Here is a 17,692-nt window from a genome sequence, read left to right as displayed (position 1 = left end):
GGCGTTGCACGATGGAACCGCGGGTGAACCGTGCCGGCCGGTGATGACGCCATCCGCACGGCGACCGGTGCGCAGCTGGGCGCGACCGGCATCCGCCGCGCCGCTCAGACCAGCCCGCGCAACACCATCAGGATGCCTGCCACCGACACCGCCCACACCAGCGAGCGCAGGTATGGAATACCCGCCGCGTACAACGGCACGTAGGCGACGCGCGCCCAGAAATAGAGCTGGGCGCCGAGCGCGGTGCCGGCATCACCGCGGCCGGTGGCCACCACCGCCAGCACCGCCGCGGCGAAGAATCCGAAGGTCTCGAGGTAGTTGCGCCAGGCGCGGTCCAGCCGTGCGCCGACGCCGCTCAACGGTGGCGGTTCACCGTCACGCGGGCCGGCATTCCAGCGCATCCCGCGCTGACGTGTCATCACCGCCGCGGCGAGGAACAGCTGGCCCAGGCCGAGCAGCACCGCCCAGGCCAGCATGCGGATTTCCAGCGGTAGCGTGGCGGATTCCATTCGAGGCCCCTCGCGCGGTTGCGGTCAGGCGAGCGGGCGCCGGTACATCGCCGCGTTGATGCAGGAGAACACGGCGACCACGAACCAGCCGAATGGCAGGAACGACAGCGTCAGCACCCAGGTGATCACGAACGCGATGCACGCGGCGACGAACCACAGGATCGCCGACATGATGCGACCCTGTACCAGCTGCCCGAGCCCGGGAATGAAGAAACTGCAGATCGCGGCAATGACGTTGCCGGTTGAACCCTGTCCTGCGCTCATCGATGCCCCCTTGCGGATGTGAATGCGCGCAGTCTGTGGTCCGTGGTGCATTGCCTGCGTGAACCGCGGGGCAGGTGCATTACTGGTCGTGCCCGCTGATCGAGGAGTGCGGCTCGCCACGGTCCTGACCGGACAGCCTCGGCAACAGCCCGACCACGATGAAGGCCACGATCGTGGTGATGATGGCGACCCACTCCTGGCCCATGCCCGCCGCCATGCCGATCGCGGCGGTCATCCAGATGCCGGCGGCGGTGGTCAGCCCCTCGATGCGTTCGCCGCGGTCGAGCTTGAGGATCGCACCCGCGCCGAGGAAGCCGATGCCGGACACGATTCACTGCATTACGCGGGTGACCTCGTCGGCGGATACGCCGTGCATGAGCGGCGCCAGCACGAACAGCGCCGAGCCGATCGAGACCAGGATGTGGGTCTTGAGGCCGGCCGCGCGGCCCTTCTGCTCGCGCTCCCAGCCGATGATGCCGCCGAGGATCGCGGCCGTCAGTACCCGCGCGATCATCACCGTCATGTCGCCGGCATCGGGCACCGCGAACTCGTCGGCCAGGGCATGGCCGATCTCGCCGAGCACGCTCATCGCGCAGGTTCCGGCAGGGTCGGCGTACGGAATTCAGCGGTGCGGACGGGTGCCGTCACGGGTCGTGGCATGGGGACAATCCTCCGATGCCCGCACGCTAGCGCCGGCACGGTGGCCGGCGGGTGATGAATAGGCCCCGCGCTGTGGGCGGAAAGAAAGACGCCCGCCTCGCGGCGGGCATCGTCCAGCCAACTCGCCGGTGTCGGTCAGCCGACCGTGAACCGACCCTTGTCGCTGCCACCGGTGCCGGTGCCGACCCCCGCATTCGGATCGACGTGGCCCGAGCCGGTGCTGCCCGAATACGCCCCACCGCTGCCGGAGTAGCTGCCGCTGCTGTAGCGGTCGTGCGAGGTGAACGCATCGCGCACGGCGGCCTTCGCGCGGTCCCAGTCCAGCTTGGAATTGCCGCGGCGGCTGCCCCAGTCGCGCGACAGCTCCGACTCCAGGCTCTCGTCCCAGTCGCGATCGGCGTACATGGTGCGGGCCTGCACGCCGTAGCGGTATGCGGGCTGGTAGTCCTCGAAACCGCTGTCCTGGTCGCGGTAATCGGCCTTGTCGAAGCTCTCGGAGAAGTAGGAATCACTGCTGCGATAGGTCTGGTGGGTGCGATCGGCACGGTCCCAGGCATCACGCACTGCCGGCTGGGCGTCTTCCCATGGCAGGCGCGACTCGCCACGTGCCTTATCCCACTCCGAGCGCAGGCTGGCTTCGGATTCGTCCCAGCCGCGGTCGAGGTCCGCCTCGCGCGCCTGCAGGCCGAAGCCGTAGGCGGTGGAGTAGTCGCGGTCGTAGTCGTAGTCCGACTTCACGTAGGGGCGGTCCTTGTGCGCTTCGCGCCAGTAGGCCTCCTCGCCGGTCGGGTCGATGCGCTCGGCCACACGCTTGCCCACTGCGGCGCCGGCCACCACGCCCACCGCGGCACCGATCAGGGTGCCGATCGGCCCGAGCACCGTTCCTGCGGCCGCGCCCGCGGCCATGCCACCGGCGGCACCGCCGACGCCCACACCGACCGGGTGCGAACCGGGGGCACCGGTGATCGGATCGCGATTGGCGTCGCGGCCGGCGTGCTCGAGGCTGTCGTCGTGCTTCGAATTCATGGCGTGCTCCTGCAGGGGGAATGTGCGTCCACCCTGCGCGCGCCGCGGTGAAACCATCGTGTGCACGGGCGCCGCGGCTTGCACCGCGTTCAGTCGCCGTCGCTGAATGCGTCCCGTGCTACGCGGCGGTCTCGCCACGGCCGAGCGGATCGGGCAGCGCCTCGTGGTTGCCCGCAAACGACAGCGACACCGAATTGAGGCAGTGGCGCTCATGGGTCGGCGGCGGGCCGTCGGGAAACACATGGCCGAGGTGGCTCTCGCAGCGCGCGCACACCACCTCGACGCGGATCATCCCGTGGCTGGTGTCACGGACGCGGCGGATATGCGCCTCGTCGTACGGCGCGAAGAAGCTCGGCCAGCCGGTGCCCGAATCGAACTTGGTGCCGGAGCGGAACAGCGGCAGCCCACACAGCCGGCAGCAGTAGACGCCGTCGCGCTTGTTGTCGAGGAACACCCCGCAGAACGGCGCTTCGGTGCCGTGCTGCAGCAGTACGCGGCGCTCGTCGGGCGACAACCCGGCAACCAGGGTGTCGCGCTGTGCGGCGGTGGGCGGGGTCAGGTCGAACTGGCTCATGGCGGCATCCGGCAGGGAAAGTGGCTGCTGACTACATGGCGGCGCCGCCGAGGATCCGCAACCTTGGCGCGCACCGCGCAGCGAATCGCCTGATGCGACGACGGCGCGCCGCAGGCGCCGTGGATCAGCGGTCCAGCATCGGCAGGTCGAGCCCCTGCTCGCGCGCGCACTGTTGCGCGATGTCGTAGCCGGCATCGGCGTGGCGCATCACCCCGGTGCCGGGGTCGTTCCACAGCACGCGTTCGATGCGGCGGTCGGCGGCCTCGCTGCCGTCACAGACGATCACCACGCCCGAGTGCTGCGAATAGCCCATGCCGACGCCACCGCCGTGATGCAGGCTCACCCAGGTGGCGCCGCCGGCGACATTGAGCATCGCGTTGAGCAACGGCCAGTCACTGACGGCGTCGCTGCCGTCGGCCATCGCCTCGGTCTCGCGATTGGGCGAGGCGACCGAGCCGGAATCGAGATGGTCGCGGCCGATGACGATCGGCGCCTTGAGCTCGCCATTGCGCACCATCTCGTTGAACGCCAGGCCCAGCCGGTGGCGCAGCCCCAGGCCCACCCAGCAGATCCGCGCCGGCAGGCCCTGGAAGGCGATGCGCTCGGCGGCCATGTCCAGCCAGCGGTGCAGGTGCGGGTCGTCGGGGATCAGTTCCTTGACCTTCGCATCGGTCTTCGCGATGTCCTCGGGATCGCCGGAGAGCGCGACCCAGCGGAACGGGCCGATACCGCGGCAGAACAGCGGCCGCACATAGGCGGGCACGAAGCCCGGGAAGTCGAATGCGTTGGCGCAGCCTTCGTCGCGCGCCATCTGGCGGATGTTGTTGCCGTAGTCGACGGTCGGGATGCCCCGGGCGTGGAAGGCCAGCATCGCCTCGACATGCACGCGCATCGACTTCTTCGCCGCGTCGCGCACGCGCTCCGGGTTGGCGGTCTGTTCGGCCAGCCACTCGTCGACCGTCCAGCCGACCGGCAGGTAGCCGTGCACGGGGTCGTGCGCGCTGGTCTGGTCGGTGACCGCATCCGGGCGCACGCCGCGCTTCACCAGTTCCGGCAGCACCTCGGCGGCATTGCCGAGGAGCGCGATCGATTTCGCCTCGCCGGCGGCGGTGTATTTCGCGATGCGGGCCAGCGCGTCGTCGAGATCATCGGCCTGTTCGTCGACATAGCGGGTCTTGAGACGGAAATCGATGCGCGACTGCTGGCATTCGATGGTCAGGCTCGACGCACCGGCCAGCGACGCCGCCAGCGGCTGCGCGCCGCCCATGCCGCCCAGGCCCGCGGTGAGGATCCAGCGGCCGGCGAGGTCGCCGCCGTAATGCTGGCGGCCCATCTCCACGAAGGTCTCGTAGGTGCCCTGCACGATGCCCTGCGAGCCGATATAGATCCACGAGCCGGCGGTCATCTGCCCGTACATCATCAGGCCCTTGCGATCGAGCTCGTTGAAGTGCTCCCAGTTGGCCCATGCCGGCACCAGGTTGGAGTTGGCGATCAGCACCCGCGGCGCATCGGCATGCGTGCGGAACACGCCCACCGGCTTGCCGGACTGCACCAGCAGGGTCTCGTCGTCACCGAGGGTTTTCAGCGTATCGAGGATGGCGTCGAAGCAGGCCCAGTCACGGGCCGCACGGCCGATGCCGCCATAGACCACCAGGTCCTCCGGGCGCTCGGCGACCTCGGGGTCGAGGTTGTTCTGCAGCATCCGGAATGCCGCCTCGGTCAGCCACGAGCGGCAGCTCAGGCCGGTGCCGCGTGGCGCGCGGATCTGGCGGGAGGGGTCGTGTCGGGAAGCGGCTGCGGTCATGGTGGCCCTGCGGTGTCACGGTGGCCGGCGATTATCCACCATGCCCGTGCGCCGGCCGGAACGACGACGCCCGGCACAGGCCGGGCGTCGGATACCACATGGACCGGATCAGCGGATCGAAGGATCCAGCCGGCGCAGGGCGTCCTTGACGTCCACACCGCCCGAACGCTCGATGTCCTCGCGCGTGTACACGCGGCCACCCGCGTTGATGCAGGCGTCGCGCTCGCTGCGGCTGCGGGCCTCGCGCGAGGCGGTGATGCGCGAGCCGGTCTCGCGGATGCAGTAGCGTTCGTTGGCGGCCGCGCGCTCGGCACGGGTCAGGCGGACGTCTTCCTCGGGCTCCGCCTGCTGCGCGGAGACGCCGAACGCCAGGCCCAGGAGGGCGGTGGCAAGCATCAGTCGCTTCATGGATCACCTCGGAGGATATGTGCAGCCTCGACGATACGCGCGCGCGCATGCACGCGCATGAAACCGCAGCGCGGGATTCAGGAGGCGTTGGCTGTGTGCACCCGTGTTGCGACCCGGTTCGCGCGTCATCCGTTCGCGCAGCGCCTGGCGGCCGCGCTGGTCGCGCTTGCCGCCCATGCCGGGGCCGCTGCAGGCGCAGCCGCAGGTCCGCCGCAGGAGGGGGTATCGGCGCCGGCGTCGATGCTGGTGTTCACCCGCACCGAGGGTTATCGCCACGCCTCCATTCCCGCCGCGGTCGAGACACTGCGCGCCTTCGCCGCGGCCGACGGGATCACCATCGACCACAGCGAGGATCCGGCCAGCTTCAGCACGACCACGCTGGCGAAGTACCGCGTGGTGGTATTCGCCAGCACCACCGGGCCACTGCTCGACGGTGAGCAGCGCGCCGCATTCGAGCAGTGGGTGCGCAACGGCGGCGGCTTCATCGGCCTGCATTCCGCCGCCGACACCGCCTACGACTGGCCGTTCTACGGCGAACTGGTGGGCGCGTGGTTCGAGAGCCATCCACCCGGACTGCAGCGCGCGCGGGTGCGCTTCGAGGCGCCGGACACCGAGGCCATGCTGGGCCCGTGGCGCGTCACCGACGAGCTGTACGACTTCCGCGACAACCCCCGGCCGCAGGTCAGCGTGATCGCGGCCCTGCACGATCGCGAGGACACCGGCGGCATGGGCGATGACCATCCGATCGCCTGGTGCCACCAGCGCCTCGGCGGCCGCGCCTGGTACACCGGGCTCGGCCATGACCCGCGGATCTACGCCGATCCGGTGTTCCGCGCGCTGCTGCGCGGCGGCCTGCACTACGCGCTCGGTATGCGCGCGCGTTGCGACGAAGTGTCATGCGACCCGGCTAACATGGCGCGATGATGTCCTGCCGTTTCCTGCTGGCCGCCATCGCGGCCTGCCTGCTGTGCGCCTGTTCCGCGACCCTGTCCTCCGCCACCCCTGGCGGCGATGCGCCGACCCTGCTGCTGGTGTCGCTGGATGGCGTGCATCCCGACATGCTCGGCCGTGGCGATACCCCGCACCTCGACCGCCTCGCCCGCGAGGGCGTGCGCGCCGCCTGGATGCAGCCGTCCTATCCGGCGCTGACCTTCCCGAACCACTACACGCTGGTCACCGGCCTGCGCCCGGACCGCCACGGCATGGTCCACAACGCGATGTACGACGATGACCTCGGCGCGTTCGCGCTCAAGGACCGCGACGCCGTGGGCGATGGCCGCTGGTGGGGCGGCGAGCCGCTGTGGGTGACCGCCGAACGCGCCGGCCTGCCGACCGCGACGATGTTCTGGCCGGGCAGCGAGGCGCCGGTGCAGGGCGTGCGCCCCACCCGCTGGTATCCCTACGAGGACGGGCTTGCACTCGAGGTCCGCATCGACCGCGTGCTCGGCTGGCTGTCGGAGCCCGCAGCGACGCGGCCACGGCTGGCGACGCTGTACTTCGAGCATCCCGACCACGCCGGCCACGGCTACGGGCCGGATTCGCCGCAGCTGCATGCCGCGTTGCGCGACGTGGATGCGGCGATCGGCGACCTGCTCTCGGCGATCGCGGCGCGCGGACTCCGCGACCGCGTGAACCTGGTCATCGTCTCCGACCACGGCATGGCGCCGGTTCCAGCCGGCCAGGTGGTGGCAGTGGAGGACATGGTGGACCCGGCCGATGCGCAGGTGGTCAGCACCGGCCAGGTGGTGGGCTTCCGGCCGCGCCCCGGGCGCGAGGCCGCCGCTGCCGCCGCACTGCTGGGTGCGCACGCACGCTACGACTGCTGGCGGCGCGAGGCCCTTCCCGCCCGCTGGCAGTACGGCCAACACCCGCGGGTGCCGCCGATCGTCTGCCAGATGCACGTCGGCTGGGACGCGGTGCCACGTGCAAATCTCGCCCGGCGCCCCGACCGCACCCGCGGCTCGCACGGGTACGACCCGGCAGCGCCGGAAATGCGCGCGATCTTCATCGCGCACGGGCCGGCGTTCCGCAGCGGTACCGAGTTGCCCGGCTTCGACAATGTCGACGTCTATCCGTTGCTTGCGCGGCTGCTGGACGTCGAGCCTGCGGAGCACGATGGCGATGCGCGCACCCTGCTGCCGGCGCTGCGCGACGACAGGTAGGCATGACACCCGCGGCGCGCGGCCGAGCCACCTCCCGCGACAGCGATGTGCCGACAGTCACCGGTCCGCGTTCCCCCCGGCAGACGGCGCGACGCGACACCGCCACAGCGTCGGCATCCATGTCCGGAAACGGCCAGTCGCACCCCGGGGGCGGTGCTAGCCTGCATCCATGACGAACACGCCCGCCCTGGCCCCGGATCTCTGCGAGCGCGCGCGGCTCAGCCGCGATGCGCGCTTCGACGGGCTGTTCTTCACCGCGGTGCGCAGCACCGGCATCTACTGCCGTCCGGTCTGCCCGGCGCCGGCCCCCAAACGCGAGAACGTCGACTACTACCCGAGCGCGGCCGCCGCCGAAGCCGCGGGCTTCCGGCCCTGCCTGCGCTGCCGGCCGGAACTCGCGCCCGGCGAAGGCTCCTGGCGTCGCGGCGACGACACCCTTGCGCGTGCGCTGCAGCTGATCGACGACGGCGCGCTGGCCGAGGCACCGCTGGCGACGCTTGCCGCACGCGTGCAGCTGGGCGAGCGCCAGCTGCGGCGATTGTTCGTGGAGCGTATCGGCGCGGCGCCGATCGCGGTCCACACCACCCGACGGCTGCTGTTCGCCAAACAGCTGCTCACCGAGACCACGCTACCGGTCACCACCGTCGCGATGGAGTCGGGCTTCGCCAGCCTGCGCCGCTTCAACGCGGCGTTCCGCGAGGCCTACGCGATGGCGCCGCGCGATCTGCGCCGCCAGGTCGCCGAGGTCGGCGACGGCCCGCTGGTGCTGCGGCTGGGCTACCGGCCGCCCTACGACTTCGATGCGATGCTGGACTTCTTCCGCGGCCGTGCACTGCCCGGCATCGAACAGGTCGGCGCGCAGGGCTATGCCCGCGTGTTCGACGCCGGCGACACGATCGGCTGGCTGCGCGTGAGCCACTGGCGGTCGCCGGCACAGGCACCGGTGCATGCGCTGCGGCTGGAACTGCAGGGCGCGCCGGCCGGCAGCCTGCTCGCGATCGTGCAGCGCGTGCGGCGCATGTTCGATCTGGACGCGGACCCGCAGGCGATTGCCGCGGTGCTGGCGCGCGATGCACGGCTGGCGCCATTGCTCGCCGCACGCCCCGGACTGCGCATCCCCAGTGGCTGGGACGGGTTCGAGATCGCGGTGCGCGCGGTGGTCGGGCAGCAGGTCAGCGTGGCCGCGGCGCGCACGGTCACCACGCGCCTGGCCGCCCGCCACGGCAGACGCGTGCCGGACGCGCTTGCCGCCGCGGGTTACGCGCATCTGTTTCCGGATCCCGCGACGCTGGCCGATGCCGACCTCGATCGCTTGGGCCTGCCGGCCACGCGCGCCGCCGCGGTACGCGCGATCGCCGGCGCAGTGGCGGATGGGCGCGTCGGCTTCCGCGTCGACGGCACGCTCGAGGACTTCGTCGCCGGCTGGACCGCGCTGCCCGGCATCGGGCCGTGGACCGCGCAGTACATCGCGCTGCGCGCACTCGGGCACCCGGATGCCTTCCCGGCCGGGGACCTGGTGCTGCAGCGCGCGGTGCCGGATGACGGCAGCCGCCTGACCGAGCGCGCATTGCGCATGCGCGCCGAAGCCTGGCGACCATGGCGCGGCTACGCGGTCATCCAGCTGTGGCGTGACGCGATGGCCATGCCGTCAGGGGCCGTCACGGCGCCAGCTGCATCCGCCTCCCATCCGATTCCCCGCGGCGTGCGCCGCAGGAGTGCCGCATGAGCGTCCACTACACCCATGTCGACAGCCCGGTCGGCCCGCTGCTGGTCGCCGCTTCCGATGCCGGCCTGCATGCGATCGCGTTCCCTGAAAACCGCCACCCGGTGCGCATCGGCGATGACTGGACCCGCGGCGGGCATCCGCTGATCGACGAGGCCCGCCGCCAGCTCGCGGCCTACTTCGCTGGCGAGCGCCGCGATTTCGACCTGCCGCTGGCACCGCGCGGCACCGAATTCCAGCGCGCGGTGTGGCAGGCGCTGGCGGCCATTCCCTACGGCAGCACCGAGAGCTACGCGCAGCTGGCGATGCGGCTGGGCCGCCGCGGCGCCGCACGCGCGGTGGGCGCGGCCAATGGCCGCAACCCGCTGCCGATCGTGCTGCCCTGCCATCGCGTGATCGGCGCCAGCGGCGGCCTCACCGGCTTCGGCGGCGGCCTGCCGACGAAGCGCTATCTGCTGGCGCTGGAAGGTGCGCTGCCGCAGGCCCTGCTGTAACGCAGGCCACGTCGCAACCGCTAGCGCCGCCCGGCACGCATGACGTTGCCGCCCTGGTGCAGTTCCAGCCCGGCCACGCCACCGTCGGCATCGCGCTGGAAGCGGATCTCGATGCCGAACGCCGGCGCCGCGAAGACATCGGCGCTGGCGGTGGCGGCAAGCGCGAATTCGCCCTGCCCGGTCGCCTGCGCGTACAGCCCGCCCTCGCGTTCGCGCACGTCGAGTTCGAAGCCCGGCATCAGCGGATAGCTGCCCGCATAGCCGCGCAGGACCTCGGCCGGCGGCAGCGGCTGCGCGGGCGCCTCCGGCCCCGCCCGTCGCGCGCGCAGCTCGCCGCCGCCCTGCACCCAGACGAAACCGTACCCGCCATCCGCCGCGCGCTGCGGCCGCAGCACCGCGTCGACCCCGCGCAGGTGGAACTCGCCGGCGTCGTCGTATCCGAACGCCAGCTCGGGCTGGCCCGCGGCCTGCACCATCAGCTCATCACCGCGCCGCGACAGGGTGAGCATCCCGGCACCTTCGAGCTGGCAGTCGCCCGCCAGTGCATCCAGCAGTTCGCCGGGAGGCGTGGCCGGTCGCCGTGGTTCACCTGGCGAAGCCTCCAGCCCGAGCAGATGCAGGCCCAGCCGGCCAAGGCCACCCATCGTATGCACGGCAGTGTCCGACAGCAGCACCACCGCCCGGCCCTGCCCGCGATCGAACGCGACCAGCGAGGAGAACCCGCCGGTACCGCCTTCGTGCACATGCACCGTGTGGCCTTCCGGCGTGGCCAGCATCCAGTTCATCGCGATGCCCTCGCGCACCGGCTGCTGCGTGCGCACCAGCGCAGCCGCGACCGGCGCATCCACCTGCCCGAGCTGGGCCTGCGTGTAACGCACCATGTCGTCGAGGGTGGCGCGCACGCCACCCACGCCGGCCATGTCGACCGGGAAGGTCCATGCGCTGGTCGGCTGCCCGCCGGGCAGATGGCCCTTCACGGCGGTCACCCCTTCGGGTGCCTGGGCGACGTACGCATCGCGCATCCCCAGCGGTTGGAACAGCTCGCGGGCGAGCAGTGATTCGAAGTCGGTGCCCGCACGCTTCGCCAGTGCCCAGGACAGCACCATCGACGCGAAGTTGGAATACGTGACCTGCGTGCCGGGTGCCTGTGCCAGCCGCACATCCGCCAGCGACGCCAGCAGCGCGTCTTCGTCCAGCGCGGCATAGGGGTTGGCGGGATCGGCAATGCGCATCCTCGACGGCAATGCCGGCAGCCCGGAGGTGTGGGTGACCACATGGCGCAGCAGGATCGGCTGGCCTTCGAACTCCGGCACCCGGGTACCGGCTGGCAGCAGGCTCGCGAGTGGATCGTCCAGCGACAGTTCTCCGCGCTCGATCAGCGTCGCCAGCAGTGCGGCGGTCATGGTCTTGGTCACCGAGCCGATCTCGAACGCCACGCGCCCCTCGATGCGCGACTGCGCCGCCGGATCGACGCAGCGGTATGCGCGCTCGAGGCGCTCGCCGTCGATCACCGCGGCGGCGACGCAGGCGCCGCTGCGATCGCCGTCCAGGCGCTGGTCCAGCGCATTTTCGAGCGATGGCAGGGCCGCGGCCTGTGCGAGGGGCAGCGCGCCCATCAGGGCGACCACGAGCGGGGCGAGGCGACGGGAAGCACGCATCTGGATTTCCTCCTGGAAGAACGTCATGGCAACGGGGTCCGTTCCGGCCGTTGCGTGCCGGTGGCGGACAGCGTATCGATCTGCTGCTGCAATGCATCCGCATGCCGGCGGAAGCGGGTACGCGCGACGTGCGCGTTCCACCATGCGATCGCGGCACCCAGCGCCAGGCACGCACCGAGATAGGCAAGTGCGCCGGGCGTCGGCCCGGACGCGGCCAGCGTCAGCCCGACCAGGCCCACCAGGGCGGGCGCCACGTACCACAGCCAGGCGCGTTCCAGCATCCGTGCCTGGGTGATGGCCAGCTGGCGGCGGCGTTCGAGATGCTGCAGCAGCGGCACTGCGGGGTCGGCTTCCGCAAGATGGGCGCGGCCGCGATGCAGCCACACGGGAATGGACACCGCCCACGCCACCAGCCAGACGGCAAAGGCCAGTTCCAGCCAGGCGCGTTCGAGCGCGGCCACCAGGGCGATGCCGGAAAACGCCAGCGCAACCACCGCCGCTGCGATCACCTCGATGCGGTCGCGGCGGCGCACCTGTTTCGCGAGCGCGTCGTCGCGACGGCGCAGGGCGTCGATCGCGATCGTCCCGGCGTCGGCCGGCTGCTGCTGCCATTGCTCGCGGATACGGTCCCAGTCCATGTCAGTCCTCCAGGAAGCGCGTTTCGAATGCCTGCCGCAGGCGGGTCATGCGGATGGCCACGGCGTTCGGCGTCAGCCCCAGCACGTCGGCGATCTGCTCGCGCGGCAGGCCCTCGAGATCCAGCAGCAGCACGCTGCGCGACAGTGGATCGAGCCCGGCGAGGAAGGCGTCCAGCACGTGCAGCGGATCCCCGGGCTGGCCGCTGTCGCCGGGCTCGGCGATCCCGTCCAGCGGACGGTGCAGCAGGCGCGGCCTGCGGATCTGGCTGAGCGCGGTGTTGAGGGCGACGCGGTACACCCAGGTCGACTGCTGCGCGCGTCCGTCGAACTGCCGAAGCTGCGCCACAGCTGCAGGCACATCTCCTGCAGCAGGTCCTGCCAGTCGTCGACGCCGGCATAGCACCGTGCCAGGCGTACCAGCGCCGGGCGGCTTTCGTCCAGCATCCGCGAGAACTCGCGTTCGATCTCCGTGCGCACCAGCAGGCTGCTCTTGGATGGGTTCGAAAGATTAGTCGCGCGGCCGGGCGAAAATTTTCAGTTCACCTCCCAACTCCAGGGGGGATGCCGTACGGCTGACACGCTTCCGTGCGTGCCGCGTCTTCCATCGTGCACACGGGGGCGTTGTCCCCGCTGCTCCCATGCACGGCTGCTGTGCAACGCCAGGGGCCGGCCGGTGAGGTGCGTCGTTGCGAGCCGCGCTGCCCGTCGCGCGCACCGGGGGGTGTGCTCCCCCGGCCGGAGTTCGCGTCCAGCTACCACGGCCGGCCGCCGGCCATCCATGGCCGGCTGTGCGCACACCCCCCGGTGCACGCGACGGGCTTCGGCGTTCGCGGGCTTCGGCACGGAGAGCAGTGCCGCCGCCGAAGTCGCTGCAACAACCCTTCTCCCGCTCACGGGAGAAGGTGCCCGAAGGGGCGGATGAGGGCTTCGTCCTGCGCGGCGTGACCCTCACCCTGCCCCTCTCTGCAAGCGAGAGAGGGTTCCGAAGCCATCAGTCGTCTGTCCTGTGCCGTTGACCTTCTTCCAGAATCGACGACAGGTCGGAGCCCGCCGCGGACGCAGGGGGATGTCCAGAGCCGGCCATGGATGGCCGGCGGCCGGATGTGGGAGCAGGACGCGGAGATATCCGGCTGGGCATCCCCCTGTGGCCGTGGTGGGCAGCCCGGACCCCACAGGCGCCCCCCGACCGCGAGAAGACCTTGCTTCCGGCGTCCAGGACGAACCCGGGGCCTTTCGGCGGCCAAGCCTCAACCGCGCTAATCCGCCAGCAGGGTCCGCATCGCGCGGCGGTAATCCTCGGCGATGGCATCGGCCTGCAGATGATGGCCATCGACCACCAGGCGGCGGTCACCGATGCGGGTCTCGCGCACCAGCGGGCGGTTGCCGCTGAAGATCCACCGATCGGCAAGGTCGTCCGCGTCGGCGCCCACCAGCACCGGCGCGTCGGCATCCAGCAGCAGCCATTCGTCGTCGGCGTCGAAGCCGGTGGCACGATCGCCATCGAGTGCGCCTGCCAGCAGCGTCTGCCCGACGCTGTCGAACGCGCCGGTGGCGACGTTGCGGCGCCCGGTCACCAGCCGTTGGCCGTATTCCAGCCAGCGCAGTTCCTCCACCGGCGACACCGAGATGTGCGAATCCGAGCCGATGCCCCAGTGCCCGCCGGCATCGAGATAGGCGCGCAGCGGAAACAGGCCGTCGCCGAGGTTGGCCTCCGTCGTCGGGCACAGCGCAACCGTGGCACCGCTGCGCGCCAGCCGCGCGGTCTCGTCGGCATCGAGGTGGGTGGCATGCACCAGCGTCCAGCGCGCATCCACCGGTGCATGGTCGAGCAGCCACTGCACCGGTCGTGCACCGCGTACCGCCAGGCAGTCCTCGACCTCGCCGACCTGCTCGGCGATATGGATGTGCACCGGCGTACCGGCCGGCAGCGCCGCCAGCACCTCGCGCATGGCGGCCTCGGGCACCGCGCGCAGGCTGTGCAGCGCGACGCCGACACGCAGGTCCGCGCATTCGCGCGCGTGCAGGCTTTCGAACAGGCGCAGATAGGCATCGACCGTGTGGCCGAAGCGTGCCTGCCGTGGCGACAGCGCGCGTCCATCGAAGCCACCGGTCATGTACAGCACCGGCAGCAGGGTCAGGCGGATGCCGGTCTCGCGCGCGGCCGCCAGCAGGGCGAGCGACATCTCGGCGGCGTCGTCATACGGCACGCCATCGGGGCGGTGGTGGACGTAGTGGAACTCGCACACGCGGGCGTAACCGGCCTCGAGCATCTCGGCATACAGCTGCGCCGCCACCGCGTGCAGGGTGTCCGGGGTCATGCGTGCGGCGAAGCGGTACATCGTCTCGCGCCAGGTCCAGAACGAATCGTGCGCGCCGTCGCCCGTGCGGGTCCGACGCTCGGCCATGCCCGCCATCGCCCGCTGGAAGGCATGCGAATGCAGGTTGGACAGGCCGGGTACGCGCCAGCCGCCTGGCTCGCGGGAAATGTTCAGCGCTCTCGACATCGGCGACTCGCGGGTGCATCGGAGGAATGCGCTAGGCTACCTGCTCGTTCAGTGGTGTTGTACGCACGCATGGTCGAAACGCTGGTGGTCCTGGGCGCGTTGGTGCTCGGCCTCGCCGTCATCCTGCTCATCGCCCGCGAACGCCTGCGCGGGCCCGGCGCGCGTCGCAGCCGCCCGCACGATGACGCCGGCAACTCCGCCGAGGATCGCGACGATGGGCGCTGAGCGCTGGGATGGGCTGGTCGTCGGCCCCACCCTGGTGACGCTGGCCGGCGACGCCGGTTACGGCGCGATCGCCGATGGCGCCCTCGGCTGGAAGGACGGCGTACTGACCCATGTCGGTACCGCCAGCGAACTGCCCGACGCGCCCGAAGCGCTCGCCCACGAGGTGATCCGCAGCGATGGCTGCATCACCCCGGGCCTGGTCGACTGCCACACGCATCTTGTGTTCGCCGGCAACCGTGCGGGCGAGTTCGAACAGCGCCTCGAGGGTGCGAGCTACGAGGACATCGCCCGCAGCGGCGGTGGCATCGTCTCCAGCGTGCGCGCGGTGCGTGCTGCCAGCGAGAACGCACTGCTTGCCGAGTCGCTGCCACGTGCGCGTGCGCTGGTTGCCGACGGCGTGACCACGCTGGAGGTCAAGTCGGGCTACGGGCTCGACTTCGACAGCGAGCGCAGGATGCTGCGCGTGGCGCGGCGGCTCGGCGACGTGCTCGGCGTGACCGTACGCACCACCTATCTCGCCGCACATGCATTGCCGCCGGAATACGCCGGACGTGCGGATGCCTATATCGATGCGACCATCGACTGGCTGCCGCGGCTGTATGCCGAGGGCCTGGTGGATGCGGTGGACGCGTTCGCCGAGCGCATCGGTTTCGATGCCGCGCAGACCCGCCGGCTGTTCGAGGCGGCATGCGCACTTGGATTGCCGGTGAAGCTGCACGCCGACCAGCTCAGCGATGGCGAGGGTGCGGCACTGGTCGCCGAATTCGGCGGGCTGTCGGCGGACCATGTCGAATACACATCCGAACGCGGCGTCGCCGCGATGGCCGCCGCCGGCACCGTCGCCGTGCTGCTGCCGGGTGCGTTCCACGTGTTGCGCGAAACCCGGCTGCCGCCGCTGGATGCCTTCCGCGCTGCCGGCGTGCCGATGGCGGTGGCCACCGACTGCAACCCGGGTACGTCGCCGCTGCTGTCACTGCGCCAGGCGATGCAGCTGGCGTGCACGCATTTCCGGCTGACGCCGGAGGAGGCGCTGCGCGGCGCGACCATGCACGCCGCACGCGCGCTCGGCCTCCAGGACCGCGGCCGCCTGCGTACCGGGCTGCGTGCCGACTTCGTGCACTGGGACGTGCGCGAACCGGCAGAACTCTGCTACTGGCTCGGTGGCCGGCTCGCACGCAGCGTGCATGCCGATGGCCGCCGCATCGCCGCCCTCACCGACTGAATCCGCACTGCCCGGAGGTTCCATGACGCGCACCGTCCTGTTCCATTCCACGCTTGCCCTGGCCCTGGCCTTTGCATCCTCCGCAGCGGCGCAGGCGCCGGACGCCGCGCAGCGGCTCGCGCAGGAAGCGGTCATCGTCGACACCCATATCGACGCGCCCGGCATCCTGGTCGGCACCTGGGCGGACCTCGGTGGGCCGGTGCCGGACCGCGAGTTCGACTACCCGCGTGCGCGCGAAGGCGGGCTGGACGTGGCCTTCATGGCGATCTACACCTCCGCCGCCCGCGACGAGGACGGCAGCGCGCGGCAGCTCGCACACCAGCAGATCGACGCGGTCGAAGCGCTGGCGGCACGCCATCCCGACCGGTTCGCGCTGCTGACCTCGCCGGGCGACGTCGAGCGCCTGCGCGAAGGCGGCCGCGTGCTGCTGGCGCTGGGCATGGAGAACGGCGGCCCGATCGGCGACGACCTGACCGAGCTCGAGCGTTTCCACCAGCGTGGCGTGCGCTACATGACCCTCGCCCACAGCGGCAACAACCGCATCGCCGATTCGTCGTACACGCTGGAGAAGCGCTGGAACGGCCTGAGTCCGTTCGGCCGCGAGGTGATCGCCGAGATGAACCGACTCGGCATCATGGTCGACGTCTCGCACATCTCCGACGCCGCCACCGCGCAGGCGATCGAGCTGAGCCGGGTGCCGGTGATCGCCAGCCACTCGGCGCTGCGCCATTTCACTCCCGACTTCGAGCGCAACCTCAGCGACGAGCTGGCGAAGGCGATCGCGGCGAAGGGCGGTGTCATCCAGATTCCCTTCGGCAATGCCTTCGTCAACCCGCAGGCCGCCGCCGACACGCAGGCCTACTTCCGCGCCATCGGCGAATTCGACCGCCGCAACAACGAGCGCGCCGCGGCCGGCGAGCCGCTGGAGGACCGCCGTGCGTTCGTTGCGAAGTGGGATGCCGAGCATCCGTCGCCGCCGACCGCGATCGACGCGGTGCTCGACCAGATCGACCATGCGGTGAAGCTGGTCGGCATCGACCATGTCGGCATCGGCTCGGACTTCGATGGTGTCGACGGCAACCTGCCCGAGGGCCTGAAGAGCGTCGCCGACTTCCCGAACTTCATCGCCGGCCTGCAGGCCCGTGGCTATTCGGATGCCGACATCCGCAAGATTCTCGGCGGCAACTTCCTGCGCGTGTGGGCGCAGATCGAGGCCGGCGCGGAACGCTGAGGGAGTACCGCTCAGGCTGAGGTCGTGGAGCGGGTCGGCGTTGGCGCCTGCAACGCGCGGCGCGACTTCACAACGGCGGTCCCGCGGACTCCGGGTGTCGAGCAGAGTGGCATACCGGTTCGCGAGTCGCTTCGTGGGTTCCGCGCTTCCCTCGATGGGTCCGCGCTGCCCTCGGTGGGCTCGCGCTGCCCGTCGAGCGCACCGCGGGGTGTGCTCCCCCGGCCGGAGTCCGCGTCCAGCTACCACGGCCGGCCACCGGCCATCCATGGCCGGCTGGGAGCACACCCCCCGGTGCACGCGACGGGCCCACGCATTCGCCGGCTTCGGCGGATTGAATCGTCCGCCTGCTGTGCACGACAACCGCCGGTTATCGGCCGACGTCGGACGCGCTGGGCGGGTGGGCGTGGAGCGGACTTGGCGCGATAAGCCGGGTCCTGATCACGCGGGAGCGCGCTCCCACGCTCTTCGTGCTGATGCGACGCCAGCTCGGAGCCCGCCGCGGACGCAGGGGGATGTCCAGAGCCGGCCATGGATGGCCGGCGGCCGGATGTGGTAGCAGGACGCGGAGATATCCGGCTGGGCATCCCCCT

Annotated in this window: 16 protein-coding genes and 2 pseudogenes; 7 read left to right on the top strand and 11 right to left on the bottom strand. The window is 71.1% G+C overall.

All coding sequences use genetic code 11. The annotated features are described in order from the left end of the window. Positions 1-104 precede the first annotated feature (104 nt). The 7 genes and pseudogenes from LDO11_RS03635 to LDO11_RS03605 form a co-directional block, all read right to left on the bottom strand. Positions 105-509 carry an MAPEG family protein gene (locus LDO11_RS03635; protein WP_232140386.1) on the bottom strand — a complete coding sequence of 135 codons (405 nt, stop codon included), beginning with the start codon at positions 507-509 and terminating at the stop codon, positions 105-107. A gap of 24 nt (positions 510-533) precedes the next feature. Continuing rightward, the gene (locus LDO11_RS03630) at positions 534-773 is read right to left on the bottom strand and encodes a hypothetical protein (protein ID WP_129136465.1); all 240 of its coding nucleotides are present in this window, start codon (positions 771-773) and stop codon (positions 534-536) included. Between the two features lie 79 nt (positions 774-852). After that, positions 853-1,287: pseudogene (locus LDO11_RS03625) on the bottom strand (MgtC/SapB family protein). A 416-nt stretch (positions 1,288-1,703) separates the two neighbouring features. After that, positions 1,704-2,459 (bottom strand): annotated as a pseudogene (locus tag LDO11_RS03620) (hypothetical protein); the annotation flags it as partial. Positions 2,460-2,577: 118 nt separating this feature from the next. Further along, on the bottom strand, positions 2,578-3,033 hold the full coding sequence (msrB, locus tag LDO11_RS03615) for a peptide-methionine (R)-S-oxide reductase MsrB (RefSeq protein ID WP_232140385.1): 456 nt from the start codon (positions 3,031-3,033) through the stop codon (positions 2,578-2,580). Between the two features lie 124 nt (positions 3,034-3,157). Then, positions 3,158-4,837: a urocanate hydratase gene (gene hutU, locus LDO11_RS03610; protein WP_232140384.1), complete on the bottom strand. Its 1,680-nt coding sequence runs from the start codon at positions 4,835-4,837 to the stop codon at positions 3,158-3,160. Positions 4,838-4,945: 108 nt separating this feature from the next. Further along, a complete protein-coding gene (locus LDO11_RS03605; RefSeq protein WP_129136469.1) occupies positions 4,946-5,245 on the bottom strand; it encodes a hypothetical protein in 300 nt (99 codons plus the stop codon). Between the two features lie 93 nt (positions 5,246-5,338). Here LDO11_RS03605 and LDO11_RS03600 point away from each other — a divergent pair, with 93 nt between their 5' ends. The 4 genes from LDO11_RS03600 to LDO11_RS03585 all read left to right on the top strand — a co-directional run bounded on the left by LDO11_RS03600 (position 5,339) and on the right by LDO11_RS03585 (position 9,624). Next, positions 5,339-6,169: a ThuA domain-containing protein gene (locus tag LDO11_RS03600; protein ID WP_232140383.1), complete on the top strand. Its 831-nt coding sequence runs from the start codon at positions 5,339-5,341 to the stop codon at positions 6,167-6,169. Beyond that, positions 6,166-7,407, top strand: a complete 1,242-nt coding sequence (locus tag LDO11_RS03595) for an alkaline phosphatase family protein (protein ID WP_232140382.1) — start codon at positions 6,166-6,168, stop codon at positions 7,405-7,407. Before LDO11_RS03600 ends, LDO11_RS03595 begins: the two co-directional genes overlap by 4 nt. 169 nt (positions 7,408-7,576) lie before the next feature. Next, complete coding sequence (locus LDO11_RS03590; RefSeq protein WP_232140381.1) at positions 7,577-9,133, top strand: AlkA N-terminal domain-containing protein; 1,557 nt, start codon at positions 7,577-7,579, stop codon at positions 9,131-9,133. Beyond that, positions 9,130-9,624 carry a methylated-DNA--[protein]-cysteine S-methyltransferase gene (locus LDO11_RS03585; protein WP_232140380.1) on the top strand — a complete coding sequence of 165 codons (495 nt, stop codon included), beginning with the start codon at positions 9,130-9,132 and terminating at the stop codon, positions 9,622-9,624. The genes LDO11_RS03590 and LDO11_RS03585 overlap by 4 nt, the downstream gene beginning before the upstream one ends. Positions 9,625-9,644: 20 nt before the next feature. Here LDO11_RS03585 and LDO11_RS03580 read toward each other — a convergent pair whose 3' ends face one another. From LDO11_RS03580 to LDO11_RS03565, 4 genes are all read right to left on the bottom strand, one after another. After that, positions 9,645-11,282, bottom strand: coding sequence for a serine hydrolase (locus LDO11_RS03580; protein WP_232140379.1), 1,638 nt, complete (start codon positions 11,280-11,282; stop codon positions 9,645-9,647). Positions 11,283-11,305: 23 nt separating this feature from the next. After that, a complete protein-coding gene (locus tag LDO11_RS03575) occupies positions 11,306-11,920 on the bottom strand; it encodes a hypothetical protein (RefSeq protein WP_232140378.1) in 615 nt (204 codons plus the stop codon). A gap of 1 nt (position 11,921) precedes the next feature. After that, positions 11,922-12,266, bottom strand: a complete 345-nt coding sequence (locus tag LDO11_RS15825) for an RNA polymerase sigma factor (protein WP_232140377.1) — start codon at positions 12,264-12,266, stop codon at positions 11,922-11,924. Positions 12,267-13,176: 910 nt separating this feature from the next. After that, on the bottom strand, positions 13,177-14,424 hold the full coding sequence (locus tag LDO11_RS03565; protein ID WP_232140376.1) for a formimidoylglutamate deiminase: 1,248 nt from the start codon (positions 14,422-14,424) through the stop codon (positions 13,177-13,179). Positions 14,425-14,493: 69 nt separating this feature from the next. On the opposite strand from LDO11_RS03565, the gene LDO11_RS03560 reads away from it, so the two are divergent. Genes LDO11_RS03560 through LDO11_RS03550 form a run of 3 tightly spaced genes read left to right on the top strand, consistent with a single transcriptional unit; the run spans position 14,494 to position 17,102 of the window. Then, a complete protein-coding gene (locus LDO11_RS03560) occupies positions 14,494-14,649 on the top strand; it encodes a hypothetical protein (protein ID WP_232140375.1) in 156 nt (51 codons plus the stop codon). Continuing rightward, the gene (hutI, locus tag LDO11_RS03555; protein WP_232140374.1) at positions 14,639-15,871 is read left to right on the top strand and encodes an imidazolonepropionase; all 1,233 of its coding nucleotides are present in this window, start codon (positions 14,639-14,641) and stop codon (positions 15,869-15,871) included. The genes LDO11_RS03560 and hutI overlap by 11 nt, the downstream gene beginning before the upstream one ends. Positions 15,872-15,893: 22 nt before the next feature. Further along, the gene (locus LDO11_RS03550) at positions 15,894-17,102 is read left to right on the top strand and encodes a dipeptidase (RefSeq protein WP_232140373.1); all 1,209 of its coding nucleotides are present in this window, start codon (positions 15,894-15,896) and stop codon (positions 17,100-17,102) included. The last annotated feature ends 590 nt before the right edge of the window (positions 17,103-17,692 follow it).

The sequence above is a fragment of the Alterluteimonas muca genome (genome assembly GCF_021191595.1).
Classification (GTDB): Bacteria; Pseudomonadota; Gammaproteobacteria; order Xanthomonadales; family Xanthomonadaceae; genus Luteimonas; species Luteimonas muca.
Note: the sequence above shows the minus strand (reverse complement) of the source record. Positions and strands in the feature narration are given on the sequence as shown.

Excerpts from the sequence above, each read along its gene's own strand:
- LDO11_RS03635 (WP_232140386.1), bottom strand. The coding sequence starts at position 509 with ATGGAATCCGCCACGCTACCGCTGGAAATCCGCATGCTGGCCTGGGCG.
- LDO11_RS03630 (WP_129136465.1), bottom strand. The coding sequence starts at position 773 with ATGAGCGCAGGACAGGGTTCAACCGGCAACGTCATTGCCGCGATCTGC.
- msrB (WP_232140385.1), bottom strand. The coding sequence starts at position 3,033 with ATGAGCCAGTTCGACCTGACCCCGCCCACCGCCGCACAGCGCGACACC.
- hutU (WP_232140384.1), bottom strand. The coding sequence starts at position 4,837 with ATGACCGCAGCCGCTTCCCGACACGACCCCTCCCGCCAGATCCGCGCG.
- LDO11_RS03605 (WP_129136469.1), bottom strand. The coding sequence starts at position 5,245 with ATGAAGCGACTGATGCTTGCCACCGCCCTCCTGGGCCTGGCGTTCGGC.
- LDO11_RS03595 (WP_232140382.1), top strand. The coding sequence starts at position 6,166 with ATGATGTCCTGCCGTTTCCTGCTGGCCGCCATCGCGGCCTGCCTGCTG.
- LDO11_RS03590 (WP_232140381.1), top strand. The coding sequence starts at position 7,577 with ATGACGAACACGCCCGCCCTGGCCCCGGATCTCTGCGAGCGCGCGCGG.
- LDO11_RS03585 (WP_232140380.1), top strand. The coding sequence starts at position 9,130 with ATGAGCGTCCACTACACCCATGTCGACAGCCCGGTCGGCCCGCTGCTG.
- LDO11_RS03580 (WP_232140379.1), bottom strand. The coding sequence starts at position 11,282 with ATGCGTGCTTCCCGTCGCCTCGCCCCGCTCGTGGTCGCCCTGATGGGC.
- LDO11_RS03575 (WP_232140378.1), bottom strand. The coding sequence starts at position 11,920 with ATGGACTGGGACCGTATCCGCGAGCAATGGCAGCAGCAGCCGGCCGAC.
- LDO11_RS03565 (WP_232140376.1), bottom strand. The coding sequence starts at position 14,424 with ATGTCGAGAGCGCTGAACATTTCCCGCGAGCCAGGCGGCTGGCGCGTA.
- LDO11_RS03560 (WP_232140375.1), top strand. The coding sequence starts at position 14,494 with ATGGTCGAAACGCTGGTGGTCCTGGGCGCGTTGGTGCTCGGCCTCGCC.
- hutI (WP_232140374.1), top strand. The coding sequence starts at position 14,639 with ATGGGCGCTGAGCGCTGGGATGGGCTGGTCGTCGGCCCCACCCTGGTG.
- LDO11_RS03550 (WP_232140373.1), top strand. The coding sequence starts at position 15,894 with ATGACGCGCACCGTCCTGTTCCATTCCACGCTTGCCCTGGCCCTGGCC.